Annotated in this window: 14 protein-coding genes, 1 tRNA gene and 2 rRNA genes (1 of these 17 cut by a window edge); 6 read left to right on the top strand and 11 right to left on the bottom strand. The window is 62.6% G+C overall.

The window, feature by feature from the left end:
- The 3 genes from NKI64_RS00865 to NKI64_RS00855 form a co-directional block, all read left to right on the top strand.
- Positions 1 to 1098, top strand: a 23S ribosomal RNA gene (locus tag NKI64_RS00865) (it extends 1704 nt beyond the left edge of the window).
- A gap of 200 nt (positions 1099 to 1298) precedes the next feature.
- Positions 1299 to 1413 (top strand): 5S ribosomal RNA (rrf, locus tag NKI64_RS00860).
- A gap of 258 nt (positions 1414 to 1671) precedes the next feature.
- Positions 1672 to 1748, top strand: a tRNA-Met gene (locus NKI64_RS00855).
- A 319-nt stretch (positions 1749 to 2067) separates the two neighbouring features.
- On the opposite strand, the gene NKI64_RS00850 is transcribed toward NKI64_RS00855, so the two are convergent.
- Positions 2068 to 2862, bottom strand: a complete 795-nt coding sequence (locus NKI64_RS00850; RefSeq protein ID WP_352666202.1) for a SapC family protein — start codon at positions 2860 to 2862, stop codon at positions 2068 to 2070.
- 238 nt (positions 2863 to 3100) lie between these two features.
- Between NKI64_RS00850 and NKI64_RS00845 the strand changes: the two genes are divergently transcribed.
- Positions 3101 to 3370 carry a DUF6916 family protein gene (locus NKI64_RS00845; protein WP_023672960.1) on the top strand — a complete coding sequence of 90 codons (270 nt, stop codon included), beginning with the start codon at positions 3101 to 3103 and terminating at the stop codon, positions 3368 to 3370.
- 72 nt (positions 3371 to 3442) lie between these two features.
- Positions 3443 to 4021 (top strand): 2OG-Fe(II) oxygenase, encoded by a 579-nt coding sequence (locus tag NKI64_RS00840; RefSeq protein ID WP_023672959.1) that lies wholly within the window; start codon positions 3443 to 3445, stop codon positions 4019 to 4021.
- Between the two features lie 15 nt (positions 4022 to 4036).
- Here NKI64_RS00840 and NKI64_RS00835 read toward each other — a convergent pair whose 3' ends face one another.
- The 5 genes from NKI64_RS00835 to NKI64_RS00815 all read right to left on the bottom strand — a co-directional run bounded on the left by NKI64_RS00835 (position 4037) and on the right by NKI64_RS00815 (position 19143).
- A complete protein-coding gene (locus NKI64_RS00835; protein WP_031203583.1) occupies positions 4037 to 4564 on the bottom strand; it encodes a GNAT family N-acetyltransferase in 528 nt (175 codons plus the stop codon).
- 10 nt (positions 4565 to 4574) lie between these two features.
- Positions 4575 to 5102, bottom strand: a complete 528-nt coding sequence (locus NKI64_RS00830; RefSeq protein ID WP_023672957.1) for a phage tail protein — start codon at positions 5100 to 5102, stop codon at positions 4575 to 4577.
- 9 nt (positions 5103 to 5111) lie between these two features.
- Positions 5112 to 5633, bottom strand: coding sequence for a phage tail protein (locus tag NKI64_RS00825; protein ID WP_023672956.1), 522 nt, complete (start codon positions 5631 to 5633; stop codon positions 5112 to 5114).
- Between the two features lie 12 nt (positions 5634 to 5645).
- A complete protein-coding gene (locus NKI64_RS00820; protein ID WP_352666199.1) occupies positions 5646 to 6152 on the bottom strand; it encodes a phage tail protein in 507 nt (168 codons plus the stop codon).
- Between the two features lie 118 nt (positions 6153 to 6270).
- A complete protein-coding gene (locus tag NKI64_RS00815; RefSeq protein ID WP_352666197.1) occupies positions 6271 to 19143 on the bottom strand; it encodes a hypothetical protein in 12873 nt (4290 codons plus the stop codon).
- 354 nt (positions 19144 to 19497) lie between these two features.
- On the opposite strand from NKI64_RS00815, the gene NKI64_RS00810 reads away from it, so the two are divergent.
- The gene (locus NKI64_RS00810) at positions 19498 to 20037 is read left to right on the top strand and encodes an invasion associated locus B family protein (RefSeq protein ID WP_023672953.1); all 540 of its coding nucleotides are present in this window, start codon (positions 19498 to 19500) and stop codon (positions 20035 to 20037) included.
- A gap of 55 nt (positions 20038 to 20092) precedes the next feature.
- On the opposite strand, the gene NKI64_RS00805 is transcribed toward NKI64_RS00810, so the two are convergent.
- The 5 genes from NKI64_RS00805 to NKI64_RS00785 are packed head-to-tail and all read right to left on the bottom strand — an operon-like array spanning position 20093 to position 23974.
- Positions 20093 to 21601, bottom strand: coding sequence for an aldehyde dehydrogenase family protein (locus NKI64_RS00805; RefSeq protein WP_352666195.1), 1509 nt, complete (start codon positions 21599 to 21601; stop codon positions 20093 to 20095).
- Between the two features lie 20 nt (positions 21602 to 21621).
- Positions 21622 to 21966 carry a cupin domain-containing protein gene (locus tag NKI64_RS00800; RefSeq protein WP_352666193.1) on the bottom strand — a complete coding sequence of 115 codons (345 nt, stop codon included), beginning with the start codon at positions 21964 to 21966 and terminating at the stop codon, positions 21622 to 21624.
- A gap of 23 nt (positions 21967 to 21989) precedes the next feature.
- Positions 21990 to 22331 carry a cupin domain-containing protein gene (locus NKI64_RS00795; protein WP_023672950.1) on the bottom strand — a complete coding sequence of 114 codons (342 nt, stop codon included), beginning with the start codon at positions 22329 to 22331 and terminating at the stop codon, positions 21990 to 21992.
- A 21-nt stretch (positions 22332 to 22352) separates the two neighbouring features.
- On the bottom strand, positions 22353 to 22703 hold the full coding sequence (locus tag NKI64_RS00790; protein WP_023698843.1) for a cupin domain-containing protein: 351 nt from the start codon (positions 22701 to 22703) through the stop codon (positions 22353 to 22355).
- Positions 22700 to 23974 carry a glycosyltransferase gene (locus NKI64_RS00785; RefSeq protein WP_352666191.1) on the bottom strand — a complete coding sequence of 425 codons (1275 nt, stop codon included), beginning with the start codon at positions 23972 to 23974 and terminating at the stop codon, positions 22700 to 22702. Before NKI64_RS00785 ends, NKI64_RS00790 begins: the two co-directional genes overlap by 4 nt.
- Between the last annotated feature and the right edge of the window lie 2 nt (positions 23975 to 23976).

The raw sequence follows: 23976 nt of genomic DNA, 5'->3' as shown, positions 1-23976 counted from the left end.
ATCAAAAACACAGGGCTCTGCGAAGTCGCAAGACGACGTATAGGGTCTGACGCCTGCCCGGTGCTGGAAGGTTAAGAGGAGGGGTGCAAGCTCTGAATCGAAGCCCCAGTAAACGGCGGCCGTAACTATAACGGTCCTAAGGTAGCGAAATTCCTTGTCGGGTAAGTTCCGACCTGCACGAATGGCGTAACGACTTCCCCGCTGTCTCCAGCATAGACTCAGTGAAATTGAATTCCCCGTGAAGATGCGGGGTTCCTGCGGTTAGACGGAAAGACCCCGTGCACCTTTACTATAGCTTTACATTGGCATTCGTAGTGGCATGTGTAGGATAGGTGGTAGGCTTTGAAACCTGGGCGCCAGCTCAGGTGGAGCCACCCTTGAAATACCACCCTTATTACTATGGATGTCTAACCGCGGCCCGTTATCCGGGTCCGGGACAATGTATGGTGGGTAGTTTGACTGGGGCGGTCGCCTCCTAAAGAGTAACGGAGGCGCGCGATGGTGGGCTCAGAACGGTCGGAAATCGTTCGCTGAGTGCAATGGCATAAGCCTGCCTGACTGCGAGACTGACAAGTCGAGCAGAGACGAAAGTCGGTCATAGTGATCCGGTGGTCCCGCGTGGAAGGGCCATCGCTCAACGGATAAAAGGTACGCCGGGGATAACAGGCTGATGACCCCCAAGAGTCCATATCGACGGGGTTGTTTGGCACCTCGATGTCGACTCATCGCATCCTGGGGCTGGAGCAGGTCCCAAGGGTATGGCTGTTCGCCATTTAAAGCGGTACGTGAGTTGGGTTCAGAACGTCGTGAGACAGTTCGGTCCCTATCTGCCGTGGGTGTAGGAATATTGAAAGGATCTGTCCCTAGTACGAGAGGACCGGGATGGACGGATCTCTGGTGGACCTGTTGTGGCGCCAGCCGCATAGCAGGGTAGCTATATCCGGACGGGATAACCGCTGAAGGCATCTAAGCGGGAAACCCACCTTAAAACGAGTATTCCCTGAGAACCGTGGAAGACGACCACGTTGATAGGCCGGGTGTGGAAGAGCGGCAACGCTTGAAGCTTACCGGTACTAATAGTTCGATCGGCTTGATCGTTCTCATTCCTTATGCTCATCGTGAACACGATGATCTGACCAGCGCTCACGCATGAGCGGCCCTTAACAGGGCCTATGCTCCGCGAGGGCGCCGGAAAACCGGCGACGCGCAGTCGCGCTTGCGGACTTGTCCGTTAGCTAGACACAAACGTCGCCTTGGCACGAAAAAACAGCTTCTCGATATAACGTGCGTTTTGCCGACCTGGTGGTTATGGCGGAGCGGCTGCACCCGATCCCATTCCGAACTCGGCCGTGAAACGCTCCAGCGCTGATGGTACTTCGTCTCAAGACGCGGGAGAGTAGGTCGCTGCCAGGTCTGCAAAACGCACGTTGAACTCTCATCCGCAAACCGGATGAAACTGAAATCTTCTCTCTACGAAAAGGCCCGCCAAGGGATCACGGGCCGCGCAAGCGGCCCTTTCATTTGGTCAGCCATATACCTATCTGTAAGCCATCCTGTTCATAGGCCCAGGCTTACGTCCAGATAAGCAAGCAAACGCTTGCTTCAGATCCGGAGCAGGCAAGAGCTTGCCCTGGAGAGTCCGGAGCAAGCAAGAGCTTGCCCTGGAGGTGACGCGGGGTGGAGCAGCCCGGTAGCTCGTCAGGCTCATAACCTGAAGGTCACAGGTTCAAATCCTGTCCCCGCAACCAACAAAAAAAGCCCGCTTCACGCGGGCTTTTTGCGTTCGGACCGTGATCGATGGCCGCGACCGGATATTCAACGATCGAGGAGGGCAGCAAGGCTGGCGTGCTCGACTTTATTGACAGGTCCGCGAACCGGGGGGTGATGCCGCCTCGGCGCATTTCGGCGAGAGCTACACGTCGAGCATTGGGAGTTCGCCAGCCCGTCATGGCAAGCGATCTGCACGACAACAGCATGATTCGAGCGGCGGAGAGATCGTCGTACGAAGGCGCGAACCGTTGATTTAAACAACCCGCGCCTTGCCGAAGCTTTTCGTCGCGGGCCGCGTCAGCCAGCTCGCCGCAATGACGCCTGGAAGACCAGCGAGGTCCAGCTGTTGCTCGAGGCGAGATGGCAATAGAGCAGCGCAAGCGCGCCGGATTTCCTGAGATCGAGAAACGCCTCGTCGCTCAATTTGTTGAAGGCCGGCTCGTCGATCACCTGAAAGTCGGTGAGGTTGAGGGTCTCGCCGCCCTCCAGCGTCACCTTGCTCTGCCGCGGCGCGAACAGGCCGTGCGCGTCGATCTTGTCGATCATGGCGCGAGTCGCATTGAAGTCGGTCTGGAACTGGCTGCAGAAGGCGAGCGCCTGCTTCGAGGCCTCGGCCGGCTCGTTGCCGTCGAAGAAGGGCGCGATCTCGTCGCTGTCCTTGGACGAAGGCATCTGCTCGACGACGCGTTCGCTGGCACGGTCGATGCACAACGTCAGGCGGCCGGTCGTTTTCGATTCATCGGCGAGGATGAAGGGGTAACGGCGGACATAGGCGGGAATGTAATGCGGCTCCGCCCATTTGCCGTCGGCGCCTACGAACAGGTTCTGGTCCTGGCGCAGACCGGTGATGATGACAGGCGCCTTGGCGTCGCCAATGAAAACGATCGGATAGGAGCGCATCGCCGCCGGCATTTCCGATGCGACGACGGGGATGGCGTGCGCGGTGCGGGCAAAGGAGAAATCGGTCCGCGCCGTAAGGCCGAGTGAGCCGTGCCGCAGCGGATTGAGCGCCTCGGGTTTTTTGTAGAACAGCGGCAGCGTGTTGGTCGCGGTGCTTCCGGCCGGGGCCGTGTCTGTTTTCGCGTCAGTCATCCCTAGTGTTCTCCTCTTATACCATTCCGGTTTAGGCCAGTGGCTGCCGGTGCGCAACGCGTTGACGGCTGCTTCACGCTACGTGGCCAAGATAAATCTATCTGTTTGTTTGATCGTGCTCTTTTGTACTTCTGGAGATCGAGCTCTATAGACAGCACGCCATGAAGCGGCGAGATTGGCTGACGGGATAGACATCTCAAGAGAGCCGTCTGAAAGACAGACGAACCAGGGCAGGCGCATGGCATCGCTTTCGGATTTCGAGCAGGGGCAGAGCTTTTCCGTCGAAGCCGGCGGTCAGACGCTCACGATGGAACTGAGCGCGGTGCAGCCCATTGCCAACAGCCCGCGCGACGGCGGTGGCTTCACGCTGCTGTTCAGGGGGCCGCGCGACGCGGCGCTGCCGCAGGCTATCTATCGGTTCAACGGCAAAAGCGGCGCCCATGAGATCTTCATCGTGCCGATCGCTGCCGATGAGGCAGGGCGGCTTTACGAGGCGGTATTCAACTGATTTTTTTCGACCGGATCGGCCACGGGGACGCTCCGGCCATCAGGGCGATTTGGCAGCGCGGCGGCTCGACATATGATCGACTATATCGAGATTGCGGACGTATTTGACGGAGCGGCGTGTAGCGCACTGTGCGCGGAAATTCGGGCGGCTTTGGGCCGGCCGGCCGGCCTGCTGGGGCGTGCCGACCAGAAGATGGCATGGCCGGAGATCCGAAAGACCGTGCGCGCCGATGTTTCGCAGGCCACTGAAGAGCGAGTGAGTGCCCTGTTGGCGCAGCAGAAGGCGGCTCTGGAGCGGCATTTCGGGCTGCTGCTCGGCCAGGTCGAGAAACCTCAGTTCCTTCACTATCGGCAAGGCGATTTCTTTGTGCCGCACCAGGATGGCAACACGCCGCTCATTCACGACGAGTCGCGGTTCCGAAAGATCTCGGTGGTGATCTTTCTCAACCGTCAATCGGACAACCCTTCGCCAGAAAGCTATGCAGGCGGCTCGCTGGTCCTGCATGGGCCTTACAGCGGCCCGGACCTGCGCATTGCCATGCCGGCATTGCCGGGCTCTCTCGTCGCCTTTCGCTCGGAAACGACGCATGAAGTCACCCCGGTCACGTGCAACGAACGTTTCACCATCGTCTCCTGGTATCGCGGCACGTGACGACCGGCACGGCCCTTACGGCGAACGGATCATCAGGTCGTAGACGCCCTTGTCCTCGGCAACGGTGAAGCCGAGGCGCTTGTAGAGCCGCCGCGCTGGATTGTTCTTCTCGACATGGATCGAGACCGACTTGCCGACGGCGGCGGCCTCATCGATGAGATCGGCGAGCAACGCACCGCCAGACCCCTTGCCGCGATGCGCCGGCAGGAAGGCGATATCTATGATGCAATGCTCGCTCGCCGAGCGCTCGATATACAGGCGACCGATATCTTGCCTTGCCTGCTCGATCACCAGCCAGTCGGCGTTGGGATAGTATTTCTGGTAATGCGCGTGCTGCGCTTGAAACTGCATGTCGAGGAACGCCGTTTTCTGCGCGTCGCTCCACGGCGTGACGGCAAGTTCTTCGGCGCGGGTCGAGGCGTAGAGCGCCGACAGGAACGGCAGATCGGTGTCCGCCATCGGGCGGAACGTCAGATCAATCCGCGCCGCGCGCACCCAGCAAAATATAACAGGCCCGTTGTCCACAATCGGAAGCTGGATCATGGAGTGGCGCTTACGGACGCGCCGGATAAACGCCTTGCATGGCAATGATGAACGTCATCGCCAGATAGGGAGGCAGGTTGTTGTGAGGCAACGTACTGCCCGTCATGCTCAGTGCCTGGGGGTCCATCTGGACCAGATTTTGCGAAGTGTTGTTCTGATACAGCGTTCCGCCCCCCGATTTCCCCAGAACAACCGCATCGGTAAGAGTTCCCTGGGCGCCACTCTCGGTGGATATCGCGACAAAATGATTATGTTGCGGCATTTCCGTTTGCAGAAGGGTGATGGACGTTTCGCCACCCGTCTCGCCGAGAAACCGCTCCGACAAGCCATTGCCCTGTCCTTGCCCCATGGGCGCGGAGCCAGCCATATTCGGCAACGCGAAGGTCGACTTGCCGTCGCCGCCGTAAACTGTGCCCAGCAGCGAAAACAGCGCCGTATTCTGCGAGATTGGCAGGAGCTGGCCATCGCAGGTCGCCCACCCCGTCGGGGCGAAATCTCCGGCAAAAATTCGAATTTCGGCGACGAACGGATTGGTCATGGCAAGTCTCTAGCTTTGCTGGGGGAAGATGCCAAATAGCGAGATGATGAAACTGACGGCGAGGAACGGCACCATATTGTCGTGAGGCTGGCTGCCGCCGGCCGGCGAAATGGCTCCGGCGGCCATGTTGCCATCAGGTGCGATACCCACATAGGGCGTCAGCAGGCTCGATGTCGCCAGGACACCGCCGGACGGACCCGGATTCTTGGCGATATTCGACGAACCGGTCCAGGTATGGGAATGGTTCGGCATTTGTTGGGTTGAAACAGTGACGGATTCGACCCCGCCCAGTTCTCCGATGATATAGGTCTGGCTGACCAGCGGGCCCTTGCCAGCATGGACGGGGATGCGGGATGCGAGGTTGGGCAGGGCGAATGTTTCCTCCCCGTCGCCGCCATAGGTCGTACCGATCAGATTGAACAAGGTTTCGTTCTCGGAGATCGGCATCAACTGGCCTTGGCAGAACGCCCAGCCATTCGGAGGGAAATTGCCACCGAACATCCTGATCTCGCCGACAAAAGGTTGGCTCATCGAAGCGTCCTCTTAATTTCGCGACGGGAATATGCCTTGCAGGGCAATGATGAAATTCAAGACGAGATAGGGCGATCTGTTCTCATGCGGCTGGCCGCCACCGACGAAAGTGATGTTTTCCTTCGCCATAGCCACCGCGCTGCCAGGCGGCTGATAGATCGGGCTGGCGTTCGCCCCCAACAGCGCGCCGGATGGATTGTTGACGTTGCCGGAAGTGTTCGATGCGTTGACGAAATGGTTGTGTGTCGGCATTTCGCCGAGCGTGAGCGTGTGAAACTCTTCGCCGCCCTGGCCGCCGACAATTGCACCAATAGGGCCGCCCGTATGAACCGGCGCACGTCCCCTCATATCCGGAAGGGCAAAATTTGTCTGGCCGTTGCCGCCGTACCTGGTGCCAAGAAGTGAGAACAATGGCTGGTTCTGGTTAAGCGGCAACAACTGGCCGTTACAAAATGCCCAGCCGCGCGGTGCATAGTTCCAGGAAATGATCTTGACTTCACCTAAATAAGGCTCACTCATCCCCGTTCCCTCCGTTGGCCGCTTACTGTCTGAATTCTTGTATTATGCCTAAGTAAGACAACAAGTCGATATCAAATTCATAAAATATATTTCCTAGGACGAAATCCAAGGTTGCTGACTACGGTGTCGCGGCAGGCAGCAGTGGCAGCGGCTGGTTGAAGAACGTCCGGGTGTCCGTCAGTGCCGTTGCCCCGCCATTGACGGTTTCGATACCGGCCTCGCTCGCCTGCGGTACGTTGATCGTGCCGTCGGCGCCGCCGAGGCCGTCCGCGAGGAAGCGGATGGCATTGGCGTTGTTGACGTTGGTGATGGTGTTGGCATGAACGTCGGCATTGATGATAGCGCCGGCAAATGTGGCGGTGACCGTGATGCCGCGGCTGTCGGCATTGTCGCGAATGGTGTTGTTGGTGACCGTCGCGTGCACGGTGCCCGGCTGCACGAGCTGCGTGATCGAGACGCTGTCGCCACCGCTTATGCCGTTGACGCCGATGCTCTGGATAATGTTGTTGTCGATCAGCACCTTGGCGACGCCGAGGCTTTCATGCCCAACCCTGATGCCGTTGCCGGTTCGCGATCCCGAGGTTGCTACGCCTTGCGTACCGATGACGTTGTTGGCGATTGTGCCGTCAAGCGTCCGTGCGAGGTCGCCGCTGCTGAACACGTTGATGGCCGTCGAGTCGCTGTTGGTGACGGTGTTGTTCCGGACGGTGAAATTCAGATTGCCGCCCGTGCCGGCGCCGGAATTGCTGCTCTGGGTAAGGTTGATGCCGTTGTTCAGATTGTTGAATAGATTTCCCGTGGTCTCGCCGATGTGAGCGTTGACGGTGCCGTCATTGGCAATGACGAACAGACCGGTTCCAGGGATGACTCCCGGTCCGGGATAGGCGTTGTTGCCGGTGAAGGTTGCGCCGTCGACGGTCAGCGTCATCGTCGGCGCGCCGGCGACACCGGCGCCGTCCGCCTCGAAGATGAAGTCGCTGCCGGCATTGTTCGAGGCGCCGTTGTTCGAGAACGTGCCGCCGCTCACCACCAGGTTCGCCAACGTGCCGCCGGAATTGATGACCTGCACGTTATGGGTGAATGAGTTGGAGACCGTGAGGTTGGTGAACGTGGTGACGTGCGAGGCGTTGCCGGTAAGTTCGTTGAACAGGATTCCGGACTCGGTGTTGGCATCGGCATTGCTGTTCAGGGTCAGACCGTTGAGCACCACACCGTTGACGCGCAGGCCCTTTATGCCGTTGCCCGCATTGTCGCTGATAATCATGTTGCTCAGGCTGACATCCTGAGTGTCGGTCAGGCTGACGCCATCGCCGGTCGAGTTCTGGATCGTGCCGCCGCTGCCCCCCGTCGCGCCGGTGCCGGTCACCACCAGATTGCCGCTGGTGCCGGTGTTGTTGAGCACGATGCCGTTGGCTGCACCATTGGACGCAATGCTCCTGAACGTCACGTCGCCGGCGCCGATCGTCGTGTTGGCGACATTAAGGGCCGTGCCCGTGCCGGACACGATGGTGTTGCCGGTGCCCTGCACCGTCATCGTGCCGCCGGTGGTGGCTGCCGGACCGGGGCCGGTGGCGCTGAAACCGGCGCCGCTGGTCGTGGCGATGACCAGCCCGCCATTGGTGAAGTTGATCGTCGCGCCGGCATTGTCGCTCAGGCTGACGCCAGCCGCCGTGGTCGAGGTGATCGATTTCGACGCGCCGGAGAAGGTGATGATGCCGGCGACATTGTCGTCCAGCAGGATGCCGATCTGGCCCGCCGCATTATGCGTGATGTTGCCCGACAGGGTGATGTTGCCGGCGGTCAGGGCGCGATCCTGGATGTTGACCGCCTGGCCGGTGCTGCCGCTGGTGATCGCGCCGGCATAGGTGAAGGCCGCCGTGCCGCCGCTGTTGGCGGTGCCTAGGCCATCGCCGATACGGATCACGGCGCTTGTTCCGCCCACCAGCGCGCCGGTGCCGAGGTCGATCGCTCCCGAACCGGTGACGGTATCGAGGATGACGGCGCTGGTGCCGCCGGCGCCTTTGTTCGTGGAAGCGAAGGTCACGCCGCCCGCCGCGATGGCAACGCTGTCAAGGTTGACCGCGACGCCGCTGCCGGTCGAAATCGTGTTGCCCGAGCCGATAACGGTCACGGTGCCAGTACCGTTGCTCGTGGCGTTGAAGCCGGTGCCGGAGGTGGTGGTGATGGCTAGGCCGCCGCCGGTGAAGTTGACCGCGGTGTTGGTGTTCGCCGTCAGGTCGACGGCATTGTTGGCTCCGGTGGTCAGTATCTTGCTGGCGCCGGAGAAGTTGATCGTGCCGCCGGTGTTGGCGTTGACGAGGATCCCGTTGGCCACGCCGCCGGTGGCGCTGAGAGTGCCCGACAATGTCGTGGTGCCGGCGGTGCGGGTGGAGATGCTGACGACGTTTCCGGCCGTGGTCTTGGTGACCGAGCCGGCATAGCTGACATTGGCCGAGCCGCCGGTGACCAGGAAGGCCGCGCCGGTCGCGCCGCCGAGCGCACCGGAGCCGAGGCTGACAGTGCCGGCGCCGGTGACATTGGTCAGCGACACGTTGTTGGTGCCGCCGGTCGAATTGGTCGAGGTGAAATTGATGCCGGTGGTGGTGGCGATGCCGTTGAGGTTGACCGCCTGCGCGGAAGTGGAGCTCACCGTGCCGGTCGTCACATTGACCGTGCCGCCATTGATGGCGCTGAATCCGGTGGTGCCGTTGGTGACGATGTCGAGGTTTGCGAAGCTGACGGTCGAGGCCGTGGCGCCGTTGTTGATTGCGACTGCGGTGCCGGTCATCGGCGTCGTGGTGCCGAGATCGACCGTACCGGTGAAGCTCACCGTATTGGCCGCCGTCGCGCCGGAAATACTAATGCCGCTGGCAGCGCCATTGGCGATCATCGAGCCGGCGAAGGTGAAACTGCCGCCAGCGCGGGTCGAGATCGTGGCCGCCGCGCCCGACGTGCTGATGATAGAGCTGGCGCCGTCGAAGCTGATCACCGCGTTGCCGCCGGTCACCGAAAGGCCGCTGCCGCCCGATATGTCGACATTGGTACCGGCAATCGTGCCGCCAGCGCCCGACGCGCCACCGAAGGCGATGCCGGTTCCGGTCGCCGCCGTGGTGATGTTGACGTTGGTCAGCGTCGTCGTGCCGGTGGTGTTGTCGAGTTTGAAAGCAATGCCGGTGGCGCCGGTGCTGGTGACGTTGGTGATGGTGGTGTTGGACGCGTTCAGCCACACATCGCTGGCGTTGCCGGAGAAAGTAACGTTGTTGATCGTCGTGCTGTTTGACGGCGTGATCTCGATACCCTGCGTGGCGAAATTGCTGATGGTCATGTTGCTGATGACGGTATTCGCAGCACCCGCGCCATTGTCCTTGACGCCACGCGCGGCACCCGCCGGGCTGCCATTCAGGATGAAGCCGTCGATGATGTTGCCGCTGGCGCCGAGCGTGATGACATTGTTGCCGGCGCTCGTCGTCAGCGTCGCGGCGCCATTGGGCGTCTGGTCGATGATCGAGATGCTGTTGCTGGCGAGCTGGATGGTGGAGGGCACCGTCAGCGCCAGATTGATGTTGCCGTTGCCGAAGCCGCGCACCTGCTCGCCGGTGGCGAGAGCCAGCGTGTCGTTGCCATTGCTGCCTGCCGCGGTGATGGTGCCGCCATCGTTGACGAGAACCAGAATGTCCGTCGCCACGGCTGCTGCTTCGGCGGTGGCCAGCGTCGCGAGATTGTTCTGGTCGCGACCGCTGCCGTCACCGGTCGCGGACGCGCCGACGAAATAGACCTTGCCGACTCCGAAGCCCAGGCCGGGAGCCGACTGGAAGTTCACATCCTGGAAATTGTAGGTGCCGGCAACCGGCGCACTGGATGCGTCGATGCCTACATTGGCGCCGATGGTCGAGAGCTGGTCGGTCGCCGATTCGCCGTCGCCATAGGTGAAAGCGAGGTTGGTGGCGCTGTTGAGGAACACGCCGGTGTTGACGCCGGCAATGCTGGAGCTGGCGCCGCCGACAACGGCATCGCCGAGGCGTACCGTCTGGCCGCCAGTGGTGCCACGCAGGTCGACGCCTATCGAGGTGCCGGCGGCGGCGGCATTGGTGACATCGAAGTCATTGGCCGTCACCGCCGCATTGATGGTGGCACCGTTGAGGTCGAAGGCCACGCCCGTGGTGCTGTTCAGGCCGATGTCGAGATCGTTGAAGGACAGCGCCGCGCCAAGCGTGCCGGAAACATCGACACCACGCGTGGTGATGCCTTGCAGGTTGACCGTGCCGAGAATGATGGCGCCGCCGCCGGACGAGGCGATATTGGTCAGCGAGATGCCGGTTGCGGCGGCAGTGGCCGAAACACTGTCGAAATTCATGCCCGCAGCGCCAATCGTAACGCCATTGAGGTTCAACGCGGTGCCGCCGGCCGTCGTGGTGATGCTGTTGTCGCTGAGGAGCGCGCCGACGCTGACCATGCCACCGCCGCTGGCGTTGAAGCCGGTGCCGGAGGTGGTGGTAATCACCAGGCCACCCGTATCGAAGTTGATCGTCGCGCCGGTGTTGGTCGTCAAGTCGACCGCCGTATTGGCGCCAGTGGTCAGCGTCTTCGTGCCACCGCTGAGAGTGATGGTCCCGCCGGAGTTGCCGTGGACATAAACACCATTGTCGAAACCGCCGGTGGCGCTGAGCGCGCCGGACAGTGTGACCGTGCCGCCGGTGACGCCGGAGATGTCGACGATCTTGCCGGCGGTGGTCTTGGTGACCGTGCCGCCATAGCTGACGGTCGCAGCACCGCCGGTGAGCAGGAATGCGACGCCCGAAGCGCCGCTCAATGCGCCGGATCCGAGGCTGACTGTTCCGGTGACATTGGCCAGGCCAACATTGTTGGTGCCGCCGCCCGACGAGGTCGAGTCGAGCGCAATGCCGGCGGCGACGTTGATGAGGTTGATCGCCTGGCCGCTGGTCGAATTTACCGTCTGGGCTGCAGCGGAAGCGGTGATGCCCATAACGCCACCGGTCCCGACAATGCCGGTGCCGCTGGTGGTATCGATGGTCAGGCCGTTGAGGAAGTTCACCGTGCCGGCGCTTTGCGAGAAGCCGACGCCGCTGCTCGTGTCGATGTTGGCGAGGCCGGCGATGTTGAGGTTGCCGCTGACCCAGTTTATGCCGCCGCCGGTCGTCGCGACGTTGTTCACCGTCACCGTGTTGAAGTTGAAAGTGCCGGGATTGGTGTTGATCGCACTGATGCCGAAGCCTGTGGTGCCGGTGATGGTGGTGGCGCCGCTGACCGTGACGGTGGCGTCAACGCCATTGAAGGCGATGCCGTTGACGCCACCGTAGACGGTGATGCTGTCGAACTGGATATCGCCGGATACACCGGACAGCGTCAGGCCATAACCGCCGACGCCATTGCTGCTTGTGCCGGCGACGAAGGCGCCGCCGTCGACCTGGTCGATGCCGACGGTCGCTGGAACGGCATCGAAGGTGACACCGCTCACCCCAAAGCCGCCGGTTTCGCCATTGTTGCCCAGAAGCGTGATGTCGGAGAAGGCGCTGACCTTCATCAGCCCGGCGCCGACCGTGCCGTCAACCTTGGCAATGTCGCCGCCGGTTGCCGACAGGATCAGGTTCGACAGTGCGATCTGGCTGGCAGCGGCGCCGTCGGTAAGCGACAGGGCGCCACCGGTGCCGCCGGCGATCGTGGCGCGGCGCAGGATAAGATCGGTGATGTTGGTGCCGGAGATGCCAAGGCCCGCACCGGTGTTCTGCACGATGACGTTTTCGATGCCGGCCTTGCCGGAGAAATCGATAGTGTTGCCGCTCGCGGTCGTCAGCGTCGCCAGCACGCTGTCGACATTGGACCCTGCCGTGATGACGGTCGAGGCATTGATGCCGCTGAAGCTGAAATTGCCGCCGAGGCCGCCGCCGACGGCGCCCAGCGGCGCGGTATCGATGGAATCGCCGGCCTTGAGGCCGATCAGGATCTGGCCGTCGGCAAGGTTGAGCGTGTTGTTGCCGCCGCCATTCTGCTGAGCCTGCATCATGTCGATGAGGTTGCTGGTGCCGTTCTGCGACGTGTCGACAAGGATGACAACCGAGGCGCCCGACGCTTCCGCGCCGGCAATCGAGCCCGGATTGGCGGCGGTGCCGTCGCCGTCGCCGTCCTGGTCGACATAATAGGTGGTCGGTCCCTGGGCCTCGGAGAGGTCGCCGATGAAGCCGCCATTGGCGCCGTCGACATCCTGGAAATTATAGGTGCCGCCGACCGGGAAAACGCCGGTGGAATTGAGGATGTCGATTGCCTTGACCGTCGACAGCTTGTCGACCGCGCTTTCGCCGTCGCCATAGATCAAGTTGATCGCCGTCGTCGGGGTGAACTGGAAGCCGATGCCGGGTCCGGCGCCGGCGCCGCCGATGGTGGAGGATGCGCCGGCCGTGTTCGGATCGCCGAGCTGGATGGTGCCGGTGCCGGTGGTGTTGGACAGGTTGACGGCGGTGGTGCCGGTCGAGGAAGCACTGGTGAGCGTGAAACCGCCAGTCGTGAAGATGCTGTTGACGACTGCATCGGCGAAGGTGATGCCGGTCGAATTGTCGCCGGGCATGGCGATGGTCAGGCTGGCGAAGTTTACCGTCGAGCCGAGCGTGCCGGAAATGTCGACGCCGGTCGAGGTGATGCCTTGCAGGTTCACCGTGCCGAGATTGAGCGTGCCGCCGCTGACATTGTTGAGCGAAACGCCGGTCGCCGCTCCATTGACCGAGATGGAGCTGAAATTGATGCCGCCGGCGCCGACCGTCGCGTTGTCGAGGTTGAGCGCGGTGCCTGTCGTCGTGGTTATCGAGTTGCCCGTGCCGCTGACGCTGACCGTGCCGGCGCCGAAAGTGCTGGCGGTGAAGCCGGCGCCGCTCGAGGTGGTGATGACCAGGCCGTCATTGGTGAAGTTGAGCGTGCCCATGCCCTGGGTCGGGCTGATGCTGGGCAACTTGACGATCGCGTCGTTGGTGCCGCTGCTGGTGTTGAAGATCTTCGACGCACCGGAGAAGGTGGCCGTCCCGTTAGACGATCCGTCAAACCGCACGCCGATGCCCGTGCCGGTATGATCGATCGTGCTTGAAATATTGTAGACGCCGTTGGCGTTGCCGGTGAAGACGAAGGCCGCCGTACCAATGCCAGTTGCTGCCGTAGTCGAAACGACCGAACCGCTCATGTTGAGCTCGCTCCAGTCGGCCACGGCCTGCACGACCATGCCGGTGTCGACCTTGATCGAGCCGTTGTAGTTCAGCGTGGCGTGAATGAGGTCGTTACCGCCGCTGACGGCGATAGCCGCACCGGTGGTGCTTGTCGTCGCGCCGATGCTGGCGACGCCGCCATTGCCGCCAACGTTGATGATTCCTGCCTGCAGGCCGTTCGTGACAATGCCGGCTTCCCCACCGTCGATGGTCAGGGTGGAGCCGGCGACGTTGGCGATGTTTATGGTGCCCACTTGCGGGCCGCCGATATCAAACCCTCGGTAGCTGACGTCGAGATCGGTCGTGCCGGTGAAATTCACCGCACCGGTGCCGAGCAGGGCGTTCAGCGAGGCGCCCATGTAGCCGGTATCTTTCAGGCCGCCAATGTTGACGTCGCCCGCCAGATTGGACCCTGTCAGCAAGACGCCGGCAGCGTCCGATGTCGATACGGCCGAGACGCTGTCGAAGGTGACGCCGGCGACGCCGACGTCGGCGAAGACAATGAACAGACCATTGCCGCCGGAGGCGATCTTGTTGCCGGTGCCGGACACGCTGACGGTGCCGCCGAAGGCGGCGCCGAAGCCTTCTCCGGTCGTTGTCGTTATATCCAGGCCGCCATTGGTGAAGTTGATCGTGCCGTCCGTGTTGTCATACGGGACGATGGCGGAGAGGGGGCCTGTGTAGCCGATCTGTACAGCTGTCGTCGCGCCAGAGCTTATCTTCTTGCTGCTTCCCGAGAAGGTGACGGTCGCCGCCGTGCCGTTGGCGATGCCACCGATGAAGATCTGGCCGCCATCGGCTGCGTTGCCGTCGGTCAGATTGCCCGACACCGTCACCGAGCCGCCGGTCAGTTCCTGGATCGAGACGGCGGCACCGGTGCCGTTGCTGGCGATGGTGCCGGCATAGGAGATGATTGCATTGCCGCCGCTCTGATCGGCCGCCGAGCCGACATTGAAGGCTGTACCCGAACCGGTGTTGGTCAGCGTGCCGGTGCCGAGCGCGACCGTACCGGTCAGATGCTGCAGGTCGACACCGCTGCCGGAATTGAAGCTGGCGCTTGTCGAGGCGAAATTGATGTTGGCCGCAATGCCGTCGAGCGCCACCGCTCCCGCATTGGTGGCATTGATCGTTCCGGTCGTGACGTTGACCGAGCCGCCTCCGGTTGCAGTGAACGCCGTTGCGGCGTCCGTGGTGATGTCGACATCGGCGAAGGTGATTGTGGCGCCGGTGTTGTTGGTCAGCGATACGCCGCTGCCGCCGATCGTCGCCTTGTCCGTGAAGTTGACCAAGCCGCCGGTGCGGTTGGCGATTGCGATGCCGCCACCGGTCAGCGTGCCGGGCGTCGCGCTGTTGGGCAAGGTGCCGCGGGTGACCGTAATGTTGCCGTTGCCGCCGTCGACATCGAGCAGCGTGCCGGCAACGTTGATATTGTTGTTGATAATCGACAGGTTGCCGGTGAGGCCGTCGACGTTGAACGCCGTCTGGCCGGCAGCGACATTGCTGACGGTGACGCCTTCGATAACGATGCCGCCGGAATTGTTGAAGCCACCCACGCTCTGGTCGATGGCGAACACCGAGCCGCTGCCGCCGCTGTAGTCGAAGGCGGTGTTGCGCACCTGATTGCTGCCGAGCAGATGAAGGGTGTCGCCCGTGCTCTTGACCACGCCCTCATCGCCGGTGACATTGCCGCCGGTGGCGCCGAGATTGCCCTGCACATTGACCGGCTGGAACGTACCGGAGGTGAGGATGGAATTGCCGTTGCCGAAACCGGTGATCGACTGTCCCGAATCGAGCGTGAACGGCGTCGCGCTGAGGTCGACGATGCCGACAAAGGCGAAGGTCTGCGTGCCAACCATGGCATCGGCCTGGGCGGCCGTCACGGTGGTGACATCGGCGCTCAGCCCGTTCGTGCCCGCGTGAATAGTGCCGCCTGTCTGCGAGATCATGACGACCCCGCCGACAGTTACCGCCAGTTGGGCATCGCCGGTGAAGACGACATCGTCGAAGTCGTAGTTGCCGAGCGCCGGATCCAGCCCGATCGTATTGACAGTGTAGCCGCCGGTTGCGGCGGTGATGAAGGATTCCAGCCCATCGGCGGAATTGCCGTCGCCGAAGGTGAAGTTGGCGTTGGCCGACGTGGCCGTGGTGCCGCCTGACGACAATTCGACACCGACGCCGACATTGTCGATCTTGGAGCCCTGCAGGAAGGTGATCGTCTTGTTGCCGGTCGTCGACGACAGGTCGATGCCGCGCGAGGTCAGGTCGCCGGTGCCGGTAATGCTGGTCAGCCCGAAATCGGCTGTCGTTGACGAGCCGCTGAAGTCAATGCCCGTCTGGTTCAGCCCTTCGCCGAGCAACACCGTCGTCGTACCGAAACTGACGTCGTTGTTTGTGCCGCTGAAGTTGATGCCCGCGCTGCCATCGGCAGAACCGATGACAACGATGGTGGGGCCAGAGAATGTGACTGACCCGGTATTCCCCCCAATATCGATGCCGTTGAGGCCCGGCGCACCGATTTCCGCATAGCCGAAGCTGACGGCGCCGGTGTTGCCGTTGAGCGCGATGCCATTGCCAAGCACCTGGCTGATGAGCACGTCGCCGCTGAAGCCGACCGTTGCCGTGCTGCCGCTGATCGAGATGCCGTCGCCGGTGGTGCTGCCGATCGTCGTCGGGCCGGTAACGCTGACGCTGCCGCTGACGCCCGAAAGGCTGACGCCGGTTGTGCCGCCGACGTGGCCGATGTTGGAGAGCGTGACACCGAGCCCGATATTCGACGCCGTAAAGGCGGATGTGGTGTTGTTGTTGACGGTACCGCCGTCGATCGAAAGCGAGCCGGTGCCTGTTGACGTGGCCTGGACGCCGCTGCCGCCATTGCTGGTCGCGTTGAGCGTCTGGAAGCTGGTGATGGCATTGCTGTTGATCAGCAAGCCGTCGCCGGCATTATCCGACACCGTCGTCGTGCCGGTGAAATTGTAGGTGCCGTCGCCCTGGATCGACAGCCCAGCGCCGCCATTACCGGTCGAGCTCAGATTGCTGCCGGAAACGTCGTTGGCGCCATCGAACAGCACGCCATTGAGGGCGGTCCCCGACACGTTCATGCCGGTCAGCACGACGCCGGTAATGCCGCTGCCATGGATGCCGTTGGCGGTACCGCCGGAGATGTTGAAGTCCTGGAGCGAGGTATTGTTGGCCAGCGTGACGACGTCGCCGCTGCCCGAAGCGGTCAGCGTTGCGGCACCGGCCGCATCCGAGATGGTGCTGCCGTGATCGACGTTGTCGCCGGTCACATTGATCGGCAGGCCGCCGAGCGAGAAGGTGCGGCCGTTGCCGAAAGAGGCCAGGGTCTGCCCCGCTTCGAGCGTAAAGCCGTCGGTGTCGTCGATGACACCGCGATTGACCAGCACGAAAATCGCGGTGCCGTCGGTATTGTTGTCGGCGTCGGTGATCGAAGCCAGGTCCGAAAGCGAGGTACCGTCGCCTGTGCCGCCTGCGGCGACAAAGATCAGCTGCGTCTGGTCGAACAGTTGCGGCCCGTTGAACGTCGTCGTGCCGAATGCGTATTGGCCCGAACCGGAATTGAGGCCGCGTGCGTCGAGCGAGGCGAGGTTGCCGCCGATCGAGCCGCCACCGAAGGTGAATTGGGCGTTGGCGGTGTCGGCCGGCGAGCCGGCAATGCCGAGCCGCACGCCGGTGCCGACATTGGCGATGATGCCGCCATTGGTAATGATGATCGTGCCGCCGTTGGTCTGGACAAGGTCGATGCCGATGGACGTCGTGCCGCCGGTGCCGTTTATGTTCAGCGACTGCGCCGTGAAATTGGTCTGGCTGTTCGAGAAGTCGAGGCCGATGCCGGAGCCGAGCCCGGAGATGATGATGTTGCCGGCGATGACGGACGCATTGACGCCGGTAAACACCATGCCGTCGGTGCCGGGATTGATGATGTCGATGTCGCCGAAGCGGATCGCGGCCGGCGAATCCGTGATCGCGATGGCCGGTCCGGTCGTGTTCGAGATCGTCGTCGCGCCGTTGACGGTGAAGCTGCCCGAAAGATTCTCGAGCACGACGCCCGATGCGCCGCCGGTCTGGGTGATCGAATCCAGCACGATATGGGCGGTGATCGGATCGATGAAGACACCGACCCCGTCGTCGCCGAGCGCCTTGTTGCCCGACACCTGGCCGCCGGTGATGGTGATCGAGCCGGCGATCCCGGTGCCCTTCACGGTAATGCCGGCATCGTTGTTGTCGAGCGCGTTGAGGGTGGCGAAAGTGTAGGTGCCGTGGCCGGTTATATCCAGGCCGTCGTCGCCATTGCCCTGCAGCAGCGTCGTGCCGGTGAAGTTATAGGTGCCGTCGCCTTCGATATGCAGTCCGTCGAGGCCGTTGCCGGTCGCGGTGAAGTTCGAGCCATTGACGCCGGTCGATGTGCCGGTGAAGTCGGCGCCGTGGCCGCCGGTGCCGGTGACCGTGACGTTGGTCAGCGTGGCGCCGGCGATGTTGTTGCCGAAGATGCCGTCCTTGCCGCCGGTGATGGTGATACCGCTCAGCGTGTTGCCATTGGCGAGCGTCAGGACGTTGTTGGCGGGGTTAGTGCCCTGGATGGTGCCGTTGGAGCCGCCGAAATTGTAGGTGCCGATGCTGCCGTCGGCGAGCCGCGCCTGGACACCGCCGCCACCGCCGATAACGGTCTGTCCGTTGGCGAGCGTCACGCCGGCTGTCGTAATGTTGCCCTTGCCGCCCAGCGCGACGACGACGCCGTTAGCGCCGGCGCCGGCGACTGCATTGTCGAGCGTGGTCGGGTCGCCGATCGTGCCGAGGCCGAGCGCGTCGTTGTCACCATCGGCAAAGAAGAACTGGCCGAATGCCGTGTTGGTGGCGGCATTGATCGCCACCCGCGTCGACGTGCCGGTAACTTTGTCCTGGCTCTCGATGCGAACGCCGATGTCGCCGCGTACGCGCTCGTTGACGCGTTTGCGCAGGCCGGGGCTGACCGGATAGACCGGCTCGGCGCCGTCATCGGCCGAAGACGAGCCCTTGTCGAAAGCGTTGAGCGGCACCGTCAGCCGGATGCTGCCGGCGAACTGGGTGTCATCGCGGTTGTCGTTGCGCACCTCGCCGGTGAAGGTCAGCGACGTGCCTTTGCCGATGACGTCGCCGATCGAATATTCCAGGCCGGCCTTGGCGCCGGTGATGCTGCCGTCGTCGCCGTCGGGATCGCCGAAATGGTAGGCGCCGACATCGAAACGCAGTGAATGGTTCTCGGGCAGGTTGAGCGGCACCTGAACGCCGACCTCGCCCTCGATGCCCCAGGCCGCGTAATCGCGGTGGGCGATGGCCGATATCTGCTCGATCAGCTGATGACCGACCAGCGACAGGCTCGACTCTTGCCCGGCCGTGCTGCGGTCGCCGCTGATCGGCAGATAGACGTTTACGTGCGCATCGTATTTTGAGGTGATGGCCTCGAGGCCGAGCGTCGAGGCGACGAACTGGTGACTGTCGTGGTTCTGGATGTTGAGATAGGCGTAGCCGCCGATCATCAGATCCGGATTCACGATGCGGCGAACGCCGAGGCCGACGTCCTGGCCGAAGCCGTCGTCGAAATCGTATTTCGAGCGCACATCGAGAAAGAGAACGGATTCGAGGTTCTGCTTCAGCGGCAGGAAACCCTCGATCGCCGTGTTGCCGCCATTGTTGTTGGCGCCGATGATGGCGCGGACCTGCGGCTGCCACAGTCCGGTGTCGCCGGCATGGGCGGCTATGCCGGAAAGGGCAAGTGCCAGAGTGGACAACGCAGTCGTCTTCCAGAGATGCCTGGAGAAACCTGACCGGCGATACTTGCTATTCGCCCGGAAGCTTCTTCCGTGCGTCGCCATGTCATTGATCTGCCGAGTTTTCTCGGTCGTCTCCATCCCTTGCGAACCCCGACGAGTACACGCTCCGTCGCTAATACTATCCGAATCCCAGTGTATAGCGAGCATGATTGTTTGCTTTACACGTACAAGATTTCAAAGTTGTTTATTGTGATAATTCAGCAACAGTAATTTAGCCCGAGCTCATGTACCGTATTGGCTTCCCCGCCAGGCTCGGCTGTTGTATCAACGCGCTCGGCGAAACCCTGACACGACGAGGATCGGGTGGCTTCATTGCTGAGAACCGTTTGTGGCCGGGCCGCCTGGGTCGGCGCGCTATGGCTGGTCGTGACGGCAGGGTCGGCGCTTGCCGAAGAGCCGAAGTCAACCACATCTGCCGAGACCAAGCCTGCAGAAGGCAATCCGTGGGCGCTAAACTGCGCCAGCGGATCGGCCGGCATCGAGCTTCAATGCCAGGTCTCCCAAAACCTTACCGAGGCCAAGACGGGGCAGCGCGTTCTTACCGTTACGGTTCGCCGCGACAACGGCAATGGCAACCTCGCCATGCTGCTGGCCTTGCCGCACGGGCTGTTCCTGCCTTCCGGCGCCTCGTACCAGATCGACCAGGGGCAGAAGACGACCATTGCCATCCAGACCAGCGACCAGAACGGCGCCTATGCCGCGACCCCTTTGTCGGCGGACCTCGTCAAGGCGATGAAATCGGGAACCAACCTGAACATCGGCATGGAGTCGGTGACGCGCAAGCCGGTGACCATTCCGGTCTCGCTTGCCGGATTCACTGCCGCGATCGACAAGCTTCAAGCGTTGAAATAGCCGGCCTATCTCGGCAGATGCGTAAGCATCAGCTTACGTTTTGGACTGGCCGGACTCACACGTGCTTGCGGCCGCCTGTCTCGCGGAACCAGCTGTCGGGGTAAGGATACCACCAGTCCTGGATCGCCGGTCTGTGGTCGATGATGACCATCTTGGAGCGTCGGAAGGCGTCGAGTCCCTGGCGTCCCAGCTCGCGGCCAAGGCCTGATGCCTTCCAGCCGCCGAAGGGCAAGGCGTCATTGTCGATCAGCGGGTTGTTGACCCAGACCATGCCGGCCTCGAGCCGCTCGGCCGCCTCATGCGCCTCGGCGAGGTCGGTGGTGAACACCGAGGCGCCGAGGCCGAACGGGCTGTCATTGGCAAGCCGGATCGCCTCGTCGAAATCCTTGACGCGGCAGATCGCGGCGACCGGTCCGAAACACTCTTCGCGCACGATCGCCATATCGGGGGTGACGCCGGTCAGGATCGTTGGCTCGTAGAACCAGCCAGTGTTGTGCGCCGGCGGAATGCGCCCGCCGGCAACGGCTATAGCGCCGTTGCTGATAGCATCATCGACCAGCCGCATCACTTTCGCCCGGGCGGCTTCGCTGACCAGCGGGCCGATCTCGGTCTTGTCCATGCCATTGCCGATGCGCAGCGCCCGCGTCTTCTCGGCGAACAGCTCGACGAAGCGATCGTGAACCGAGTCGACGACAAAGAAGCGTTCGGCCGAGGTGCAGACCTGGCCGGTCAGGTGGAAGGCGGCGGTGACGCTGCCGGCAGCCGCCACGTCGAGCGGCGCGTGCTCGCTGATGATCAGCGGATCGCTGCCGCCGGCTTCGATGACGCAAGGCTTCATGCGCTCGGCGCAGGCGACTGCCACGGCTTTGCCGGCGGCGACCGAGCCGGTGAAGGCGACAGCGTGGATGCGTTCGGAGGCGATCAGCGCCTGCGCGGTGGCGGCCGTGCCAGGCAGGCAGGCGACCAGCCCTTCCGGCAGTGAACGGAACACCGTCATGTAGTCCAGCGTCGACAGCGTCGTCGCTTCGGCCGGCTTGATGACGCAGCCGTTGCCGGCGGCAAGCGAGGCCGCGACGGTCCAGCACATCAGCAGGATCGGGAAGTTGTAAGGCATGATGTGCACGGAGACGCCATACGGCTCGTAGCGCGCATACTGGAACGACCCGGCCTGCGTCGTACCGGCGATCTTGCCGGCGTCGTCGCGCGCCATCTCGGCATAGTAGCGGAAGATCGGCGCGCAATTGGCGATCTCGCCGATCGCTTCGGGATAGGGCTTGCCCATCTCGCGCACCATCAGCTCGGCGCAGCGCGTGAAGTCCGCCGCCTCGATGGCGTTGGCGACCGCATGCAGATGCTTTGCCCGGCTCTTGGCATCGAGCTGCTTCCAGGCGGCTTGTGCCGTGGTTGCGGCACACAGCACCGCATCGACCTCACCGTCCGTTGCGGCGGAGATCGAGCCGACGGTCTCCAGCGTCGCCGGATCGATCACCGGTTTTGCCGTGCCGGTCATCGGCCGGTAGTGCGGATTGACGAAGAAAGCCGGCCGTTCAGCGGAGAATTGCATGGTCGTCCTTTCAGGTCCGCTCAGCGGATCATGTAGACCTTCTTGATGGTCTCATGGACGGTGCAGACGCCTTTCCAATTCTGAGGAAAGAACGCCGCCGTGTCCGGCTCGATCTGGATGACCTCGCCCGATTCGTGCACATAGGTGCAGCGGCCCTCGAGGAAGTGGCAGAACTCGTCGCGGGTGACATGGCAGTGCCATTTGCCGGGGGTGCAGACCCACAGGCCGCATTCCGAACGGCCCTCCGGCCCCTTGTAGAGCAGCTTGCCCGAGGTGTGGGACACGCCCTCGATCATGGTCGGGATGACGCCCCAGTCGACGAGGTCGGTGATGGCAAGCGGGGATTCCATGATGGGCGTGGTCATGGCGATTTCCTTTAAAAAAGTGCTCAGCGGCACATGAAGGCCTTGGTCAGTGTTTGCGTGATGGTGGAGGTGCCGGCCCAGCCGGCGGGGAAGAACACCAGCATGCCGGCCTCGACCGGGATCTCTTCGCCATTCTCGCGGACATAGGTCCCGCGGCCCGACAGGAAATGGCAGAACTCGTCGGCGGCAAAGGTAACCTTGCGGCTGCCTGGCGTGCACGACCACAGGCCGCATTCGCTTGAGCCGTCCGGGTTCTGCGAGAGGATCCTGCCCGAGGCGCGCGGCGAGCCGGCAAGCGTGTTGCTGCCCCCGCCCCAGTCCTCCAGTTTCACGGTCGAGGCCTTTGGCCAGTGCGGTGTCGGCATATTGGGAAGCTCCGTTGCTGTTCAAGCCAGCATGTAGACGTTGCGCATGGTCTCATGCACGGTGCATTCGCCTGTCCAGCCGGCAGGGAACATGACCACGGTCCCGGCTGCGACTTCTACCACCTCCCCGGCATCCGACCGGTACGTCGCGCGGCCGGCGACGAAATGGCACAATTCGTCGCGCGGAATCGAGAGCCGCCAGCGGCCGGGCGTGCAGACCCAGATGCCGGATTCCGGCTGGTTGTTGGGTGCTTTGTGGACAAGCCTGCCGGTCGAGTGCGACGCGCCGTCCAGCGCGTCGGACTGGGCGCCCCAGTCGACGAGGTCGGTGCGGGTGGAGGCTTGGTAGAGGTGTGGGGCGGAGGAGGTCACAGCAGCGCCTCCAGCAGCCCGGCTGCCTTCTCAGGCCCGTTCTGGGCCTGCATCTGCGCCGAGGTCTTCGCCAGCTTGGCCTTCATCTTGGGGTCGGTCAGGCAAGCCTCGATCCTGCTGACCAACTGGGCGTCGCTCCAGTCGTAGCGCGGCATGCCGAAGCCGTGGCCGGTTTCCTGGACGCGGGTGGCGTTGTCGTGGCCGTCCCAGACATAGGGCATGATGATGGCCGGCTTGCCGAAATAGAGGCACTCCGTGAACGAGTTGTTGCCGCCATGGTGGATGACGGCATCGACCTGCGGGATGAGTGAAGGCTGCGGAAACCAGCTCTCGACGATGACGTTGTCCGGCACATCCGTGTACAGGTCCTTATAGCCGCCGACATTGACCAGCGCGCGGTAACGGGTCTTGCCCAGTGTTGTGATGATGCGCTTCAACAAATCGACATCGCCAGCGCCGAGGCTGCCGAAGGAGACATAGAGCAGCGGCCCGTCATTGTTCTCGGCGAAGGTCGGCACGGCGTATGGCTTTTCCTGCCGCACGCAGCCTTCGAGATACTGGAATTTCGTCGTATCAAGCGGATGGCGGCGTTTGAACTTTGCCGCTTCGGGATAGAGCAGCAGATTGAGATAGGGCGAGGCCTCGAAGAACTGACCGACCGGGTATGGCGCTTCATTGTTTGCGGTGAGGAAGGCGTTGAAGTCGTCGTGGATGGGCTTGATCACCGCATTGAAATGATCGCGATAGCGCTGGTGGCCGACATGGTCGTTCTCGCCGCAACCGGAGAGATGCGGCGGGATGTCCTCATCCTCGATCTCGTTTTCCGAGCAGGAGATGACGCGCACCCAAGGCTTGCCGAACTGTTTGATGGCCGGAAACAGGATGACATTGTCGACGCAAATGACATCAGGCTTGATGGCGGCCAGGACTCGCGGCAAATCCTTCTGCGCCCATTTGGCGCTGTCGACAATCGCGGTCCAGCAATCCTTCACGTAATTGTCGACCTGATCGTAGGGCGATTTGCGGAAGTTCGGGATGTGGCCGTTGATGAAGTCTTCCCAGAATTTCGCCATCTGCTCGGGCGGCATCGGCTCCGACAGGTTCACCGGATGCGCTTCGAAGCCGTAACCCTTGTAGACATCGACAAAGCCGGGGTCGGACAGGAACACTGCCTTATGGCCGCGCGCCTCGACGGCTTGCGCGATGCCGACCGAATTGAGCGCCGGGCCGTAGGCCGCTTCGGGAAAAAACGCGATCGTCTTCTGCGCCATCA

The organism is Mesorhizobium sp. M0478 (assembly GCF_040321305.1).
Classification (GTDB): domain Bacteria; phylum Pseudomonadota; class Alphaproteobacteria; order Rhizobiales; family Rhizobiaceae; genus Mesorhizobium.
Note: the sequence above shows the minus strand (reverse complement) of the source record. Positions and strands in the feature narration are given on the sequence as shown.